Source organism: Streptococcus sp. Marseille-P6264 (assembly GCF_902460355.1).
GTDB lineage: Bacteria > Bacillota > Bacilli > Lactobacillales > Streptococcaceae > Streptococcus.
Window position 1 is genome coordinate 52,253 of sequence record NZ_CABPTO010000008.1, and the last position, 15,382, is coordinate 67,634.

At 46.4% G+C, this 15,382-nt stretch carries 15 protein-coding genes; 12 read left to right on the forward strand and 3 right to left on the reverse strand.

The window, feature by feature from the left end; genetic code table 11:
* The first annotated feature begins 292 nt into the window (after positions 1 to 292).
* From FZ941_RS09950 to FZ941_RS09965, 4 genes are all read left to right on the forward strand, one after another.
* Positions 293 to 988, forward strand: coding sequence for a GNAT family N-acetyltransferase (locus FZ941_RS09950; RefSeq protein ID WP_148887757.1), 696 nt, complete (start codon positions 293 to 295; stop codon positions 986 to 988).
* Positions 989 to 1,258: 270 nt separating this feature from the next.
* A complete protein-coding gene (thrC, locus tag FZ941_RS09955; RefSeq protein WP_148887758.1) occupies positions 1,259 to 2,743 on the forward strand; it encodes a threonine synthase in 1,485 nt (494 codons plus the stop codon).
* A 108-nt stretch (positions 2,744 to 2,851) separates the two neighbouring features.
* Positions 2,852 to 4,129, forward strand: coding sequence for an MATE family efflux transporter (locus tag FZ941_RS09960; protein ID WP_148887759.1), 1,278 nt, complete (start codon positions 2,852 to 2,854; stop codon positions 4,127 to 4,129).
* Positions 4,126 to 4,740, forward strand: a complete 615-nt coding sequence (locus FZ941_RS09965) for an HAD-IA family hydrolase (protein WP_148887760.1) — start codon at positions 4,126 to 4,128, stop codon at positions 4,738 to 4,740. The genes FZ941_RS09960 and FZ941_RS09965 overlap by 4 nt, the downstream gene beginning before the upstream one ends.
* A gap of 47 nt (positions 4,741 to 4,787) precedes the next feature.
* Here FZ941_RS09965 and FZ941_RS09970 read toward each other — a convergent pair whose 3' ends face one another.
* Positions 4,788 to 5,273 (reverse strand): YcxB family protein, encoded by a 486-nt coding sequence (locus tag FZ941_RS09970; RefSeq protein ID WP_148887761.1) that lies wholly within the window; start codon positions 5,271 to 5,273, stop codon positions 4,788 to 4,790.
* Positions 5,274 to 5,365: 92 nt separating this feature from the next.
* Entirely contained in the window at positions 5,366 to 5,908 is a 543-nt protein-coding gene (locus tag FZ941_RS09975; protein ID WP_148887775.1) for a histidine phosphatase family protein, read from the reverse strand.
* Positions 5,909 to 6,006: 98 nt separating this feature from the next.
* Here FZ941_RS09975 and polA point away from each other — a divergent pair, with 98 nt between their 5' ends.
* From polA to FZ941_RS10010, 7 genes are all read left to right on the forward strand, one after another.
* Positions 6,007 to 8,649 carry a DNA polymerase I gene (gene polA / locus FZ941_RS09980; protein WP_148887762.1) on the forward strand — a complete coding sequence of 881 codons (2,643 nt, stop codon included), beginning with the start codon at positions 6,007 to 6,009 and terminating at the stop codon, positions 8,647 to 8,649.
* A 147-nt stretch (positions 8,650 to 8,796) separates the two neighbouring features.
* On the forward strand, positions 8,797 to 9,234 hold the full coding sequence (locus tag FZ941_RS09985; protein ID WP_148887763.1) for a CoA-binding protein: 438 nt from the start codon (positions 8,797 to 8,799) through the stop codon (positions 9,232 to 9,234).
* Positions 9,235 to 9,732, forward strand: coding sequence for a kinase (locus FZ941_RS09990; RefSeq protein WP_148887764.1), 498 nt, complete (start codon positions 9,235 to 9,237; stop codon positions 9,730 to 9,732).
* A gap of 313 nt (positions 9,733 to 10,045) precedes the next feature.
* Positions 10,046 to 10,267 carry a hypothetical protein gene (locus FZ941_RS10840; protein ID WP_262366298.1) on the forward strand — a complete coding sequence of 74 codons (222 nt, stop codon included), beginning with the start codon at positions 10,046 to 10,048 and terminating at the stop codon, positions 10,265 to 10,267.
* 27 nt (positions 10,268 to 10,294) lie between these two features.
* Positions 10,295 to 10,687 (forward strand): DUF6287 domain-containing protein, encoded by a 393-nt coding sequence (locus FZ941_RS10845; protein ID WP_262366299.1) that lies wholly within the window; start codon positions 10,295 to 10,297, stop codon positions 10,685 to 10,687.
* A 23-nt stretch (positions 10,688 to 10,710) separates the two neighbouring features.
* Entirely contained in the window at positions 10,711 to 11,352 is a 642-nt protein-coding gene (locus tag FZ941_RS10005) for a DUF6287 domain-containing protein (RefSeq protein WP_262366300.1), read from the forward strand.
* Positions 11,353 to 11,577: 225 nt separating this feature from the next.
* Positions 11,578 to 13,044, forward strand: coding sequence for an alpha-L-fucosidase (locus FZ941_RS10010; RefSeq protein ID WP_148887765.1), 1,467 nt, complete (start codon positions 11,578 to 11,580; stop codon positions 13,042 to 13,044).
* A 193-nt stretch (positions 13,045 to 13,237) separates the two neighbouring features.
* Here FZ941_RS10010 and FZ941_RS10020 read toward each other — a convergent pair whose 3' ends face one another.
* On the reverse strand, positions 13,238 to 14,071 hold the full coding sequence (locus FZ941_RS10020) for a DUF975 family protein (protein WP_148887766.1): 834 nt from the start codon (positions 14,069 to 14,071) through the stop codon (positions 13,238 to 13,240).
* Positions 14,072 to 14,218: 147 nt separating this feature from the next.
* Between FZ941_RS10020 and tgt the strand changes: the two genes are divergently transcribed.
* Positions 14,219 to 15,361, forward strand: coding sequence for a tRNA guanosine(34) transglycosylase Tgt (gene tgt / locus FZ941_RS10025; protein ID WP_148878388.1), 1,143 nt, complete (start codon positions 14,219 to 14,221; stop codon positions 15,359 to 15,361).
* Positions 15,362 to 15,382: the final 21 nt, after the last annotated feature.

Genomic DNA, 15,382 nt, shown 5'->3' on the forward strand with positions numbered 1-15,382 from the left:
CATTATAACATAGTTTAGAGGGAATAAAGTGTTTTCACAGCCAAGAATTATCAGACCTTACTTTCCATTGGAGTATGAGCGGTCAGTAGTTTCAGTATTTCCTGATAACATGACGGTCTTTCTTTCTGAGCAGCTATTTCCTAAAGATTGTGTCGGGTACAGGAAAAAGTGATATAATTTACACAAGTAATGTTCCAAGTTTGGATCTGAAGCAAGGGAGATAGGAGCCACTGTCCATTGCAGCTTCCAATTCTTATTTTGGAAATCAGTAAAGCTAGATTGTGAGGTTTTTATGCGAATCAATGAACTAGGCCAGCCTATTGGAGAGGCTCTGCCAGATTTTAAGCCGGGGGACTTGCCTAACTTGGAGCGAATTGAAGGACAGTATGTTATTATCGAGCGGTTGTCCAAGGACAAGCATGGAGCAGATTTATATGAAGTATATGGTCCGGATTCACCTGCTGACATGTGGACCTATCTCTTTCAAAATGCTGCTCAGAGTCAGGAGAAGTGGGAAAGCGTGCTGGATCGGATGCTGGCAGCTCAGGATCGTTTCCACCATGCCATTGTGGACAAGGAGAGTGGCAAGGCGCTGGGAACCTTTGCATTAATGAGGATTGACCGAGGCAACCGTGTCATTGAAGTAGGCGCTGTGACCTATTCACCGCAGCTGAAGCGCACCAGACTGGCTACAGAAGCCCAGTACTTACTGGCACGCTATGTCTTTGAAGAGCTGGAGTATCGCCGCTACGAATGGAAGTGCGATGCGCTCAATCAGCCCTCAAGGCGAGCGGCAGAGCGGCTTGGCTTTACCTACGAAGGTAGGTTCCGTCAGGCGGTCGTCTATAAGGGGCGTAACCGAGACACTGATTGGCTCTCCATGATTGACAGCGATTGGCCTGCCGTCAAGAGTCGTTTGGAGAAATGGCTGAGCCCAGACAATTTCGATGAAAAGGGACAGCAAATAAAAGCCTTGTCTGAGTTTTGACATTTGATTGAGAGTGGGCCAGAAATCGGTAATTCGTTAGAATTCGATTTCGTCGTCCCACCTCCGCACAGTTGAGTAGGGCTGTAAAAGCTGATGAAATCAGCGTAGTAGAGCCCACTCAACCACTGCGTCTTGCTTGACATCCAAAGACAATTGAGAGCTAGGACTTTTGTCCCAGACTCTTTTTGCTTTTTAATTTTGATAAAAAGCGAGAATTTTCTGATAAATTTTGGTATAATAAAACGAACTACAGATAAAGGATGAGAGAGAATGACCTTAGTTTATCAATCAACACGCGATGAAAAGAATAAAGTAACAGCTAGCCAGGCGATTCTGCAAGGTTTGGCGACAGACGGCGGTCTGTTTACGCCCATTACCTATCCGCAGGTCGATTTGGACTTTGCCAAGCTCAAAGACGCTTCTTATCAGGAAGTAGCCAAGCTGGTTTTGTCTGCTTTTTTGGATGATTTTTCTGAAGCGGAGCTGGATCACTGTATCAACCATGCCTATGACAGCAAGTTTGATGATGCGGCTATTGCTCCTTTGATCAAGCTGGATGGTCAGTATAATCTAGAACTTTTCCATGGGGCGACCATTGCCTTTAAGGACATGGCTTTGTCCATCCTGCCTCACTTGATGACAACCGCAGCCAAAAAGCATGGCTTGGAAAACAAAATTGTCATTTTGACAGCAACTTCTGGTGATACAGGCAAGGCGGCTATGGCAGGCTTTGCGGACGTCCCTGGGACTGAAATCATCGTCTTTTATCCGAAAGATGGTGTCAGCAAGGTTCAAGAGCTGCAAATGACGACGCAGACAGGTGCCAATACGCATGTTGTTGCCATTGATGGCAACTTTGATGATGCCCAGACCAATGTTAAGCACATGTTCAACGATACAGACCTACGGGCTCGTCTCCTGGAGCATAAACTCCAGTTTTCATCAGCTAACTCCATGAATATCGGCCGTTTAGTGCCTCAGATTGTCTACTATGTCTACGCTTATGCTCAGTTGGTGAAGACTGGGGAAATCGCAGCAGGCGACAAGGTCAACTTTACCGTTCCGACTGGTAATTTTGGAAATATCCTGGCGGCCTACTATGCCAAGCAAATCGGTCTGCCGGTTGGCAAGCTAATCTGTGCATCGAATGAGAACAATGTCCTGACCGACTTCTTCAAGACTCAGGTTTATGATAAGAAGCGGAGCTTCAAGGTGACGACTAGCCCGTCCATGGATATTCTGGTCTCTTCTAACTTAGAGCGCTTGATTTTCCATCTGTCTGGTAACAGCGCTGAGAAAACAGCAGCCCTAATGGCGGCTCTCAATGAGTATGGACAGTATGAATTGACGGACTTTGACGCTGAGATTTTAGAGCTCTTTGCAGCTGACTATGCGACAGAGGCAGAGACAGCAGCTGAAATCAAGCGGGTCTATCAAACGTCTGACTATATCGAAGACCCTCATACAGCCGTTGCGTCTGCTGTTTATCAAAAATATCTGGTAGAGACAGGCGATCAACGCAAGACTATTATCGCATCTACCGCTAGTCCTTATAAATTCCCAGTCGTGGCCGTTGAAGCTGTGACTGGTCAGTCAGGACTTAGTGACTTCGAGGCTTTGGACCAACTGCACGAACTTTCTGGCGTAGCCCTGCCACCAGCTGTGGACGGTTTAGAAACAGCACCAGTTCGCCACAAAACGACGGTCGCTGCAGACCAAATGCAGGCAGCAGTCGAAGATTACTTGGAATTGTAAAAATGGCTTAGAAAGCCTAAAATCAGCTGGATATCTAGCTGATTTTTTCTTAGGATATCCAATGAAAGAAAGAGAAGTAGCTGATGCTTAAGAGGGAGAATTTTCTCTATGACAACTTATAAAAAAATCATGAATATCGCCTTGCCGGCTATGGCGGAGAACTTCTTACAGATGCTAATGGGGATGGTCGACAGCTATCTGGTGGCCAGTCTTGGGCTGATTGCGATTTCCGGTGTCTCGGTGGCCGGAAACATCATTACCATTTATCAGGCAATCTTTATCGCGCTGGGAGCTGCTATTTCCAGCCTCATCTCTAAGACTCTGGCTCAAGGAGACAAGGAGCGTTTGGCCTATCATACAGCCGAGGCTATCAAGCTGACTTTACTTCTGAGTCTTCTGTTGGGGCTGATTTCCCTGATCTTTGGCAGGCAGATGTTGGATCTTCTGGGGACGGAAAAAGCGGTGGCTGAAGCAGGCGGTCTCTATCTGGCTTTGGTTGGTGGGACCATTGTCCTGCTGGGCTTGATGACTTCCTTTGGAGCTTTAGTGCGGGTCACGCGCAATCCTAGATTTCCCATGTATGTCAGCCTTCTGACCAATGTCCTCAATGCCCTTTTTTCAGCTCTGGGCATTTATGTCTTTCGGCTTGGTGTTGTCGGTGTAGCATTGGGAACGGTGCTGGCTCGTTTGGTCGGTGTGGTCATTCTCTGGCGGGAGCTGGATTTGTCTACGATTCGTTGGAGCTGGGGTTTAGATGGAGAGCTCTTGCGCCTGTCTCTGCCGGCTGCTGGAGAGCGGCTCATGATGCGGGCGGGTGATGTGGTGATCATCGCCATTGTGGTCGTCTTTGGGACGGATGCAGTAGCGGGGAATGCCATCGGTGAAGTCCTGACTCAGTTTAACTACATGCCAGCTTTCGGGGTCGCGACAGCAACAGTCATGCTGGTAGCCCATGCGGTTGGCGAGGGAGAGATGCAAGCGGTCAGTCTGATTCGTCAGCGGGCCTTCTGGCTGTCTTTTGCTTGCATGCTGCCCTTGGCTTTAGGGATTTTCACCCTTGGTCGACCGCTGACCTTGCTCTATACGGACAATAGCGGAGCGATCACAGCCAGTCTTTCAGTCATCCTCTTCTCCCTGCTGGGAACTCCCATGGCAGTGGGAACCGTTATTTATACAGCGGTTTGGCAGGGGCTGGGCAATGCCAGACTACCCTTTTATGCCACGACTATTGGCATGTGGCTGATTCGCATCATTGCGGGTTATGTACTGGGAGTGACTTGTGGCTTGGGTCTGCCAGGAGTCTGGGCTGGGACGCTCTTGGACAATGGCTTCCGCTGGCTATTTTTAAAGGTTTTATTTGACAGAAAAATGAGGGAAATCGCATGACAAAAGCTTTTATTTGGGATTTGGACGGCACCTTGCTGGATTCCTACGATGCTATTTTGGCAGGGATTGAGGAAACCTACGCTCACTATGGTCTGGACTTTGATAGAGCCAGTATTCACAGCTATATCCTAAAGCACTCTGTCCAGAAGCTCTTGGAGGAAGTAGCGTCTGAGAAAGGCCTGGATGCTGCCGAGATGAATACCTTTCGTGGAGCAAGTCTGAAGGAAAAGAACGCTCAGGTCCATCTGATGGAAGGGGCGGCAGAGATTCTAGCCTGGGCTGAGGAGCAGGGCATTGCCCAGTTCGTCTATACCCACAAGGGACTCAATGCCCATCAAATCTTGCAAGACTTGGGTATCCATGATTATTTTACAGAAATTATCACAACAGCCAACGGCTTTGAGCGCAAGCCCCATCCAGAAGGTGTCGACTATCTGGTCGAGAAATACGGTCTGGACAAGCAAGAAACCTACTATATCGGCGATCGGACGCTGGATGTGGATGTCGCGGTCAACAGTGGCATCCAGAGCATTAACTTCTGTGACTACCGACCAGAAATCAATCAAAAAATCGAGAAATTGGTGAATATCAAGCAATTATTTACAAGATAAAAAGCAGACCAGAACTGATCTACTGTCAGTCTAGCCTGCTTTTTCTTTTACATATGCTCAATGTGAAGTTCGAGCAAGAACTCAAGCGCTTCGGGAGAACAGTTCTTTTTTTCAATAGGGAAGCCGACATTTGGCCCCAACATGATATAAAAATCATCCTTAGTATGAAAAACTTTGACGATGTCATCATAGCTATAAAGAAACTCTCCTCGTTTGCTTTTCACAGAAAATTTATCTTTCTCAAATATAAGAGTTTGCTCCATATCCTTCCAGAAAGGAGTTTTTTGATAGGCTTTCTTTATCTGAAAGTCCGTGCCAAAGTACATTACTGGGAATATAATCAAAGATGTAAATAGCACGATAAAGAAAGAAAAACGCCTCAGGTTTTCAGGTAGGAAGGTTAGATAGAGAGCCAGGATTCCTATCAAAATGAACAGATTCAGCAAAAATATTTTCCCGCGTAAGAAAACAGACCATGCAAATCGTTGATAGACTTCCTCAGTCACAAGAGTTGGAATGGTTATTGGGAACATGCTTCACCTCCTAGTTTTTATTATTATACCATAGAAGAGCGATAAGATATAGCTGGCTCTTGCTAGGCGATACGAGGCAAGGTAGATTTCTTTTAGAGAAGGCGAGAGATATTCCCATTTTTATCTAAAACCAGTACATCTGGCATACTTAGGCTGAGCCAGAAGTCATAATCAATGCTGGAGTCAAATGCACTCAGCAAGATGCAAATCAGATTGCCGTGGGAACTGATGATAATTTCTTCATCTTGATGCTTGCTTTCTAGCTCATGAAGAAGAGCTAAAGCACGCTGTTGAGCTTGTTGATTGGACTCACCATCAACAAGTGAAAATGCTGGCTGTGACCAAAGTTGCATGAGGCATTGTTCAAAATCTTGGTCAGCAATCGCTTGACTGCTTAGCTTTCGCTCTATTAGCCGTTTGTCGGTTTGAATAGCGAGTTTTAGACTCTGAGCCAAAGGCTTGACCGTTTGGATGGCTCTGCAGTAGGGGCTAGAATAAATGGCGGTAATGGATTTGTCTGCTAAAAATTCAAGCTGCGCCAAGGATGCTTGCCCTTTGTCTGATAAAGGTCGGTTGATTTCATCAGGTGTATAGTTAGAATGAGCATGACGGATAAAATAGTAGGTGTTGTTCATAAGATGATTATAGCAAAATTTAAATCTCAATTCATTTTCTACCTATTTTCCACGCCGCATTTTCTGTCTTTGTCTGCCTTTCGTGTTATAATAAACCTATGGAAAAAAAGAACAAATTACTATTAATTGACGGTTCGTCCGTTGCTTTTCGCGCTTTTTTTGCGCTTTATAATCAAATCGACCGTTTCAAGAGTCCATCTGGTCTGCACACCAATGCTATTTATGGCTTCCACCTCATGCTCAATCATCTCTTGGAGCGTGTGCAGCCGACCCATGTCCTAGTAGCTTTTGATGCTGGTAAGACGACCTTTCGGACTGAGATGTACGCCGACTATAAGGCTGGTCGGGCCAAGACACCAGATGAATTTCGTGAGCAGCTGCCCTTTATCCGTGAAATGTTGGACTACTTAGGCATCCGCTACTATGATCTGGCTCAGTACGAGGCGGACGACATCATCGGAACCTTGGACAAGATGGCTGAAAAGACGGCTGTGCCTTACGATGTGACCATTGTCAGCGGCGATAAAGATTTGATTCAGCTGACGGATGATAATACCGTGGTGGAAATTTCCAAGAAAGGCGTGGCCGAGTTCGAGGAGTTTACCCCAGCCTACCTCATGGAAAAGATGGGTATCACGCCAGAGCAGTTCATTGACCTCAAGGCGCTGATGGGCGATCAGTCGGATAATATCCCTGGCGTGACCAAGATTGGTGAGAAGACCGGTCTCAAGCTCCTCTTGGAGTATGGTTCTTTGGAAAATCTCTATGAAAATATCGACCAGCTCAAGGCTTCCAAGATGAAGGAAAATCTAATCAATGACAAGGACAAGGCTTTCTTATCAAAAACTCTAGCCACCATCAATACTCAGGCTCCGATTGAAATCGGGCTGGATGATTTGGTTTATAAGGGTCCGCAGATAGAGGCCCTGAGCAAGTTCTACGACGAGATGGGCTTCAAGCAGCTCAAGGCTCAGCTAGGAACAGCTCAGGATTCTGTAGAAGTCAAACCAATTGAATTTACTAAAGTGACTGAGGTCACAGAGGATATGCTGGCACCAGAGCAATTCTTCTATTTTGAAATCTTGGGTGACAACTACCACAAGGAAGAGATTGTTGGTCTTGCCTGGGGCGATAGCCGTCAGATTTATGTCGGCTCCAGCGATTTATTGCAACAGCCTCTCTTTCAGGAATCTTTGACAAAAACAGCTCTGAAAACCTATGACCTCAAGCGGACCAAGGTACTGCTCAGTCATTATGGCATCGAACTGCCAGCAGTATCCTTTGATGCGCGCCTAGCCAAGTATCTGCTTTCGACGGTCGAGGACAATGAGCTGGCGACTATTGCTCGCCTCTACGGTCAAACGATTTTGCCGACGGATGATGAGGTTTATGGCAAGGGAGCCAAGCGTGCTTTGCCAGAACAAGAGCAGCTCTTTGAGCATCTAGCTCGTAAGGTCCAAGTACTGCTGGAAACAGAAGAACCGATGCTGGAACAGCTCCGCGCCCACGATCAGCTGGATTTGTTGCTTGAAATGGAGCAGCCGCTGGCTTTTGTCTTAGCCAAGATGGAGATTGCGGGAATCAAGGTTGAGCGGGAAACCCTGCGGGGCATGCAGGCGGAAAATGAAAAGACGCTGGAAAGTCTGACCCAAGAGATTTATGATCTGGCTGGTCAGGAGTTTAATATTAACTCGCCAAAACAGCTGGGAACTATTCTCTTTGAGGATATGGGGTTGCCGCTGGAGTACACCAAAAAGACCAAGACGGGCTACTCGACAGCGGTAGATGTTCTGGAGCGTTTAGCACCGATAGCACCGATTGTATCTAAGATTCTGGAATACCGTCAAATCAGCAAGCTCCAGTCCACTTATATCATCGGACTGCAGGAGGCGATTGCGGCTGACGGCAAGATTCACACTCGCTATGTTCAGGATTTGACTCAGACGGGCCGCCTGTCCTCGGTTGACCCGAACCTGCAGAATATCCCCGTTCGCTTAGAGCAGGGGCGCCTGATTCGCAAGGCCTTTGTGCCGGAATGGGCAGACAGCGTGCTACTCAGCTCGGATTATTCCCAGATTGAGCTGCGGGTGCTGGCTCACATTTCGCAGGACGAGCATCTGATTGCTGCCTTTCAGCATGGGGAAGACATCCACACGGCAACAGCTATGCGGGTCTTTGGCATCGAGAAGGCAGAGGATGTAACGCCTAATGACCGCCGTAATGCCAAGGCTGTCAACTTCGGAGTGGTCTATGGAATTTCCGACTTCGGATTGGCTAATAATCTGGGAATTTCCCGCAAGGCTGCCAAAGATTATATTCAGACTTATTTTGAGCGCTTCCCTGGGATCAAGAATTATATGGAAACCATCGTCCGAGAAGCGCGTGATAAGGGTTATGTAGAGACCATTTACCATCGTCGTCGCTCCTTGCCAGACATCAATTCCCGCAACTTTAATATCCGAAATTTTGCGGAGCGCACAGCTATTAACAGCCCGATCCAAGGATCGGCCGCAGACATTCTCAAAGTCGCTATGATCAATCTGGACCGAGCTCTGACAGAGAAGAATTTCAAGTCTCGCATGCTCTTGCAGGTTCACGATGAAATCGTGCTAGAAGTGCCAAATGACGAGCTAACAGCCGTCCGCCAGCTGGTCAAAGAGACCATGGAAGCTGCGATTGAGCTGGCCGTTCCGCTAGTAGCTGATGAAAATGCCGGCCGAACTTGGTACGAGGCGAAATAAGATATCAAGGGCGTAAAACACAAAGTGAAAATATAAAGCTGACATAGCATTCGATGAATGCGAGGAAAAATATCTTTTTTGCACCGCATTCAGCTAAGATATCATTGTTAAAAAGTTAAAAATTATATATAAAACAGGAGGAAGCTTATGACTTACCATTTTCAAAATCCCAGTGATGGCGTTGTCAAGCGCTATCTAGAAACGAGCAAGGTGATTGCCGTTGTCGGTCTGTCTGACCGTGAGGAAACAACCAGTAACCGTGTGTCCAAGGAAATGCAAGCGCGAGGCTATCGTATTATTCCAGTCAATCCGCGAGCAGCGGGCAGTCAGATTTTTGGTGAAACGGTTTATGCCAGTCTCAAAGACATTCCTTTCCCAGTGGATATTGTCGATGTTTACCGTCGTAGCGAGTTTTTGCCAGATGTGGCGCGTGACTTTCTGGAAGCAGACGCCAAGATTTTCTGGGCTCAGTTGGGCTTGGAAAATGAAGAAGCTGAGCAGATTTTGCGGGAGGCTGGTCACGACGATATCGTCATGGATCGCTGCATTAAACGCGAGCATACCCGCTTGATTCTAGGCCAATAAATGGCCAAGTTAGTCATCATTCGTGGCAATTCCGGCTCTGGCAAGTCGAGTCTGGCTAAGAAACTGCAGGCACACTATGGTCGAGGGACTCTTTTGATTGCGCAGGACACAGTTAGACGGGGCATGCTCAAGGAAAAAGTCGAGCCGGGCAACCTATCTATTGATTTGACGGAAAGCCTAGCTCATTTTGGTTACGAGCATGACTTGCTAGTCTTGGTAGAAGGTTTCTACGAGACAGATATTTATGGCCACATGCTGGAGCGGTTGCGGACTTTGTTTGGTCCTCAGACCCTAGCCTATTACTATGATTTGACTTTTGAAGAAACCGTCCGCCGCCATCAGACCAGAGCCAAGCAAGAAGAATTTACCCCAGCCGACATGAGGCGCTGGTGGAAAGACCGAGACTTCTTAGGCTGGGAAGAGGAATCGTTCTTTAGGTACGAAGATTCTCTAGAAGCAGCCTTTGAGCGGATCGTTCAGGATTTAGAGAAAATTTGAAATGAAGCGAGAGTGGGACAGAAATCGGTAATTCGTTAGAATTCGATTTCGTCGTCCCACCTCCGCACAGTTGAGTAGGGCTGTAAAAGCTGATGAAATCAGCGTAATAGAGCCCACTCAACCACTGCGCCTTGCTCGACAATCCAAAAACAATTGAGAGGCTAGGACTTTTGTCCCAGCCTCGTTTTTGCATCAAAAAGGCATTTTCATAAATTGCAGATAAATTTTGAAAAAAATACCACACAAAATATTGACAAAATTATTTCATGGGATTACAAAATGTTTCTTTTGTTACAAATAAGGAGATTCCATTATGAAACGTAGTAAACTTATTTTATTGACAGCCACTGCCTTGTGCTCTGCTTTCCCGCTCGCAGCCTGTAGCTCTAAACCTTCCACGGAGGCTAGCGGTTCTACTACTCAGAGTTCTAAGATTAGCAATTCTAGCAAGACTTCGACCAAACCGTCAGCTAAGCAAAGTTCTGCTTCCAACGAAGCAAAAGCATCCTCTACTAACAAGCCTTCTAGCGACTAGAGTGTTTCCAGTCAAGCTGAGAAGCCCGTGGACAATAAGACTTCAGCAGATTCGAATACTCCAACAACTTCCGGTATGGATGTCAATGCTCTAGCAAATGGCGATTTCTCTAGCATTGCTGGTACTTGGCAAGACGATTTGGGCAACCAATTAGTCTTTGATGCAAATGGCTTAGTAACATTGCAACGTAATAATGGTGAGACATTGAACCATAACGTTATTTATAATGGTCATGTAGAAGGAGATAAGTTTAGAGCTGATTTTGGTTATAATGGAGCAGGCAGTAGTGATCCTTTGTTCGCTGTTCCAGTGGGCGTAGCATTGCCACTTAATGGTGCTCCAGCGCCTAAAGAACAAATCATGCTTGGAAGTGATGCAATCTCTTCTGCACAACATCCCTACTATCGCGTAGCAAATTGATGATAAACTGATAAGGAGATTCCATGATGAAACGTAGTAAATTTATCTTATTGACAGCCACTGCCTTGTGCTCTGCTTTCCTGCTCGCAGCCTGTAGCTCTAAACCTTCCACGGAGGCTAGCAGTTCTACTACTCAGAGTTCTAAGATTAGCAGTTCTAGCAAGACTTCGACCAAACCATCAGCTAAGCAAAGTTCTGCTTCTAGCTCTGTGACAGCCTCTTCAACTTCTCAGACATCTAGCGATCAGAGTGTTTCCAGCCAGGCTGAGAAGCCCGTGGAAAACAAGACTTCAGCAGATTCGAACACTCCAACAACTTCCGGTATGGATGTCAATGCTCTAGCAAATGGCGATTTCTCTAGCATTGCTGGTACTTGGCAAGACGATTTAGGCAACCAATTAGTATTTGATGCAAATGGCTTGCTGTCCCATACTTACAGAGGAAATGAGTCAAGCGACTACACTTTGACAAATAGTCAAGTATATGAAGGTAAGTTTGGAGCGTTTTTAACTCATAAATCAGGGGATGAAGTGGCCTCCTTCACAGCCATTCCTAAAGGAGCTCGTCTTTATGATACTGGAAGTGAAAATCCGAAAGAACGCATTTTAGTGGGGCAAGATTTCACTTACGCATCTCAACATCCCTACTATCGAGTAGCGAATTGATGTGTTGAATGATGAGAATCGTGGTGCGTGTGGCGTTCCGAGATGCTCGTCATGCTGACAATATAAAAACAAGGAACAGAATTGCTTGCTGTTCCTTTTTCTCTGTTTTATGGGGAAAGATTCCTCGTAGGACTGTTTTGGATTATTTTTTGTAAAATGGCTCTTTCTTCTCAAAAAATTGGTACAATAAAAGAAAGCGTTTTAATCGAATAATGAGGTATAGCGATGAAAATATCTTTAGAAGAAATTCAAAGAGTTGCCAACCAAGGTCCTTTCTATCCAGACTGGGATTCTCTTGCGGCCTATCAAGTTCCCTGCTGGTTCAAAAGGGCTAAGTTTGGGATTTTTATCCACTGGGGACTTTACAGCCTTCCTGCTTTTGGGAGCGAGTGGTATTCTCGAAATATGTACATCCAGGGTACGGCAGAGTTTGACCACCATATCAAAACTTACGGGCCTCACAAAGATTTCGGCTACAAGGATTTTATCCCACTCTTTACTGCCGAAAACTTTCATGCGGACGAATGGCTGCGCCTCTTTAAAGAAGCGGGAGCCCAATACATGTTTCCAGTGGCAGAGCATCACGACGGCTTCCAGCTTTATGCCAGTCAGCTCTCTCCTTTTAATAGTGTGGAAATGGGTCCAAAACGTGACATCTTGGGTGAATTGAGTCAGGCAGCCCAAAGAGAGCAAGTACATTTTTGTACTTCCTCCCATCGGGCGGAGCATCATTTTTTCTTTTCACATGGAAAGGAGTTTGCCAGTGACATTGCCAGCGAAGTCAGTCGCGAGGAACTCTACTGGCCGGCTATGCCAGAGCCAGACCACCATGATTTGTTTGGTCAGCCTTATCCGAGTCAGGAATTTCTAGATGATTGGCTCCTACGTACCTGTGAGCTGGTCCGAGATTACCAGCCTGAGATTTTGTATTTTGACTGGTGGATTCAGCATGCAGCTTTTAAAGAGCACATGAAGCTTTTTGTAGCCTATTATTATAATTTAGGAGCAGCTTTTGGAAAGCCGACTAGCATTTGCTACAAGCATGATGAGCTGGCTTTTGGTTCGGGGATTGTGGAAGTGGAACGTGGTGGTTTCGCAGAGATCCAGCCTTTCACTTGGCAGACGGATACGGCTATCGCGCGAAACTCTTGGGGCTACACAGAGAACCTTGACTATAAGTCAGCTAAAGAAATCATCCAGACCTTGATTGATGTGGTGTCAAAAAATGGGAATTTGCTGCTCAATATCGGGCCAAAAGGAGACGGGGCGATTCCAGAAAAAGATCAAGAAATCTTGAGAGAGATCGGGGCTTGGCTCCAAGTGAATGGCCAAGCGATCTATGATTCACGCGCGTGGAGGCAATTTGGAGAAGGACCAACGCAGCCAGCTAGCGGGCCGTTTTCAGATGGAAGCGCCGTGATTTACACGAGTCAGGATTTCCGTTTCACGGCCAAGGGCGGAGCAATTTATGCCTTTTTGATGGAGCCTGCAGTAAATCAGTGGCTGACGATTCAGGCCTTGGCTGACGAAAGAGAAAATCCCGCTTCTCGCTTTCATGGCATCATAGAAGAGGTAACCTTACTAGGCTATGATGAAGCACTCGAATGGGAACAAAGGCCCCAAGGTTTACGCGTCTTCATGCCGACTGTAGCAGGCGACTTACCCTTGGTGCTGAAGGTCCAACTGCGTTAAATCTAGACGAAAAAAGAGAGTGGGACAGAAATTGGTCATTCGATAGAATTCGATTTCGTCGTCCCACCTCCGCACAGTTGAGTAGGGCTGTAAAAGCTGATGAAACCAGCCTAGTAGAACCCACTCAACCACTGCGTCTTGCTCGATAATCCAAAGACAATTGAGAGGCTAGGACTTTTGTCCCAGCCTCCTTTTACTTACTTAGTGATTTTAAATTTTCATAAAAGAGCACCCGAGCTGTTGTGATATAAGGATAGGCCACGACTCCAGCGATTCCCAGTGTGATACCAATCAGGATATACCAGCCGATAAAGCTCAGATCCAGCAAGAAACGCTTCCACTTATAGCCTTTCATCATGCGTCTACTTTGCACAAGAACTTGCCAAGGACCTTGGTAGGTGCCAGTACTCAGCTGATCATAAAGGATGAAGTCGGTCTGAGAGTAAGCGTAGTTGGCCATCAGGAAGACTGCCGTACCAGCCAAGACAATGAGAGTCCCAAGAAACATCATGGGCGCATAGCTGACGATTTGCTCCACTTCAGGACTAGCAGCTGTCAATTGGGACAAATCGGATATTTTTCCATAAATAGCTAGCACCTTGTAACTGCTGAAAATAAGGAAAAATGAACCGACAAGGCTGATAGAATTCCACAGCAAGAGGAGAATGCTTTTGGTCAGTTGTGTGATAAAAATAGGTGAGAAAAGCTCAGCAGAAAAGATTCGACCAATATCCGTAAAGCCAACCGTCTCGCGTTTTTTCCGGACGACTTCCATCATGCTGAAGCTAGCAGATAAAAAGAGCAAGGCGATGATAAATTCTACGATTTGTGGAAAAATTTGACGACCAAAAATCACAACAAAGGCCTGATTGATTTCCAGCTGGGGGATAATTTCCTCTAAATGACGGTTAGGTGACAGATAGGTAGATAAAATGGTTACCAGAGTTGGAATGGCAAAGAGTGAGAAAATGCCGTTGGTTTGATTTCGGATGGTTCGTGCCTGGGCACGGATTTCGCTTAAATTCATACAGACCTCCATTTCATGATTTTTATTATACCACATATCGTGACAGACAAGACTTTTTTTGGTAAAATCATACGGTATCTTATGAGCGCTTGTCGCTTATTTTATAGAAGAAAATAGCTGGGACTGTCTTTCCCAGCAGGAGGAAACATGTCAGATTCACCGATTCAGTATCGTTTGATCAAAAAAGAAAAGCACACAGGTGCCCGTTTGGGGGAGATTATCACGCCCCACGGGACCTTCCCAACGCCTATGTTTATGCCGGTCGGTACTCAGGCTACGGTCAAGACCCAGTCACCAGAAGAACTCAAGCAAATGGGTTCTGGTATCATTTTGGCCAATACTTACCACCTCTGGTTGCGGCCGGGTGATGAACTGATTGCCCGTGCAGGTGGCCTGCACAAGTTCATGAACTGGGACCAGCCTATTCTGACCGATAGTGGTGGTTTTCAGGTTTATTCTCTAGCTGACAGCCGTAACATCACAGAAGAAGGGGTGACTTTCAAAAACCACCTCAACGGCTCCAAAATGTTCCTGTCGCCAGAGAAAGCCATCTCTATCCAGAACAATCTGGGCAGCGACATCATGATGTCCTTTGATGAGTGTCCGCAGTTCTATCAGCCTTATGACTATGTCAAGAAGTCGATTGAGCGGACTAGCCGTTGGGCGGAGCGGGGACTTAAGGCTCATACTCGTCCGCATGACCAAGGTCTCTTTGGGATTGTTCAGGGCGCTGGCTTTGAAGATTTGCGTCGCCAGTCTGCTCAAGACTTGGTCAGCATGGATTTCCCAGGCTACTCTATTGGAGGTCTGGCTGTTGGCGAGTCTCACGAGGAGATGAATGCGGTGCTGGACTTCACAACGCCCTTGCTGCCTGAAAACAAACCTCGCTATCTCATGGGAGTTGGAGCGCCAGATAGTTTGATTGACGGTGTCATCCGCGGGGTGGATATGTTTGACTGCGTTCTGCCGACTCGGATTGCCCGAAACGGCACCTGCATGACCAGCGAGGGACGTCTGGTTGTTAAAAATGCCCAATTTGAGGAAGATTTCACGCCACTGGATCACGACTGTGATTGCTACACTTGTACAAACTACACGCGGGCCTATATCCGCCACCTGCTCAAGGCTGATGAAACCTTTGGACTTCGCTTGACCAGTTACCACAATCTTTACTTCTTGGTAAACCTTATGAAGAAAGTTCGCCAAGCTATTATGGATGATAACTTGTTAGAATTCCGTGAAGATTTTATGGAACGCTACGGCTATAATCGATCCAATCGAAATTTCTAAAAGCTCCATTTGAAAGGAGAG

Excerpts from the sequence above, each read along its gene's own strand:
- FZ941_RS09950 (WP_148887757.1), top strand. The coding sequence starts at position 293 with ATGCGAATCAATGAACTAGGCCAGCCTATTGGAGAGGCTCTGCCAGAT.
- thrC (WP_148887758.1), top strand. The coding sequence starts at position 1,259 with ATGACCTTAGTTTATCAATCAACACGCGATGAAAAGAATAAAGTAACA.
- FZ941_RS09960 (WP_148887759.1), top strand. The coding sequence starts at position 2,852 with ATGACAACTTATAAAAAAATCATGAATATCGCCTTGCCGGCTATGGCG.
- FZ941_RS09965 (WP_148887760.1), top strand. The coding sequence starts at position 4,126 with ATGACAAAAGCTTTTATTTGGGATTTGGACGGCACCTTGCTGGATTCC.
- FZ941_RS09970 (WP_148887761.1), bottom strand. The coding sequence starts at position 5,273 with ATGTTCCCAATAACCATTCCAACTCTTGTGACTGAGGAAGTCTATCAA.
- FZ941_RS09975 (WP_148887775.1), bottom strand. The coding sequence starts at position 5,908 with ATGAACAACACCTACTATTTTATCCGTCATGCTCATTCTAACTATACA.
- polA (WP_148887762.1), top strand. The coding sequence starts at position 6,007 with ATGGAAAAAAAGAACAAATTACTATTAATTGACGGTTCGTCCGTTGCT.
- FZ941_RS09985 (WP_148887763.1), top strand. The coding sequence starts at position 8,797 with ATGACTTACCATTTTCAAAATCCCAGTGATGGCGTTGTCAAGCGCTAT.
- FZ941_RS09990 (WP_148887764.1), top strand. The coding sequence starts at position 9,235 with ATGGCCAAGTTAGTCATCATTCGTGGCAATTCCGGCTCTGGCAAGTCG.
- FZ941_RS10840 (WP_262366298.1), top strand. The coding sequence starts at position 10,046 with ATGAAACGTAGTAAACTTATTTTATTGACAGCCACTGCCTTGTGCTCT.
- FZ941_RS10005 (WP_262366300.1), top strand. The coding sequence starts at position 10,711 with ATGATGAAACGTAGTAAATTTATCTTATTGACAGCCACTGCCTTGTGC.
- FZ941_RS10010 (WP_148887765.1), top strand. The coding sequence starts at position 11,578 with ATGAAAATATCTTTAGAAGAAATTCAAAGAGTTGCCAACCAAGGTCCT.
- FZ941_RS10020 (WP_148887766.1), bottom strand. The coding sequence starts at position 14,071 with ATGAATTTAAGCGAAATCCGTGCCCAGGCACGAACCATCCGAAATCAA.
- tgt (WP_148878388.1), top strand. The coding sequence starts at position 14,219 with ATGTCAGATTCACCGATTCAGTATCGTTTGATCAAAAAAGAAAAGCAC.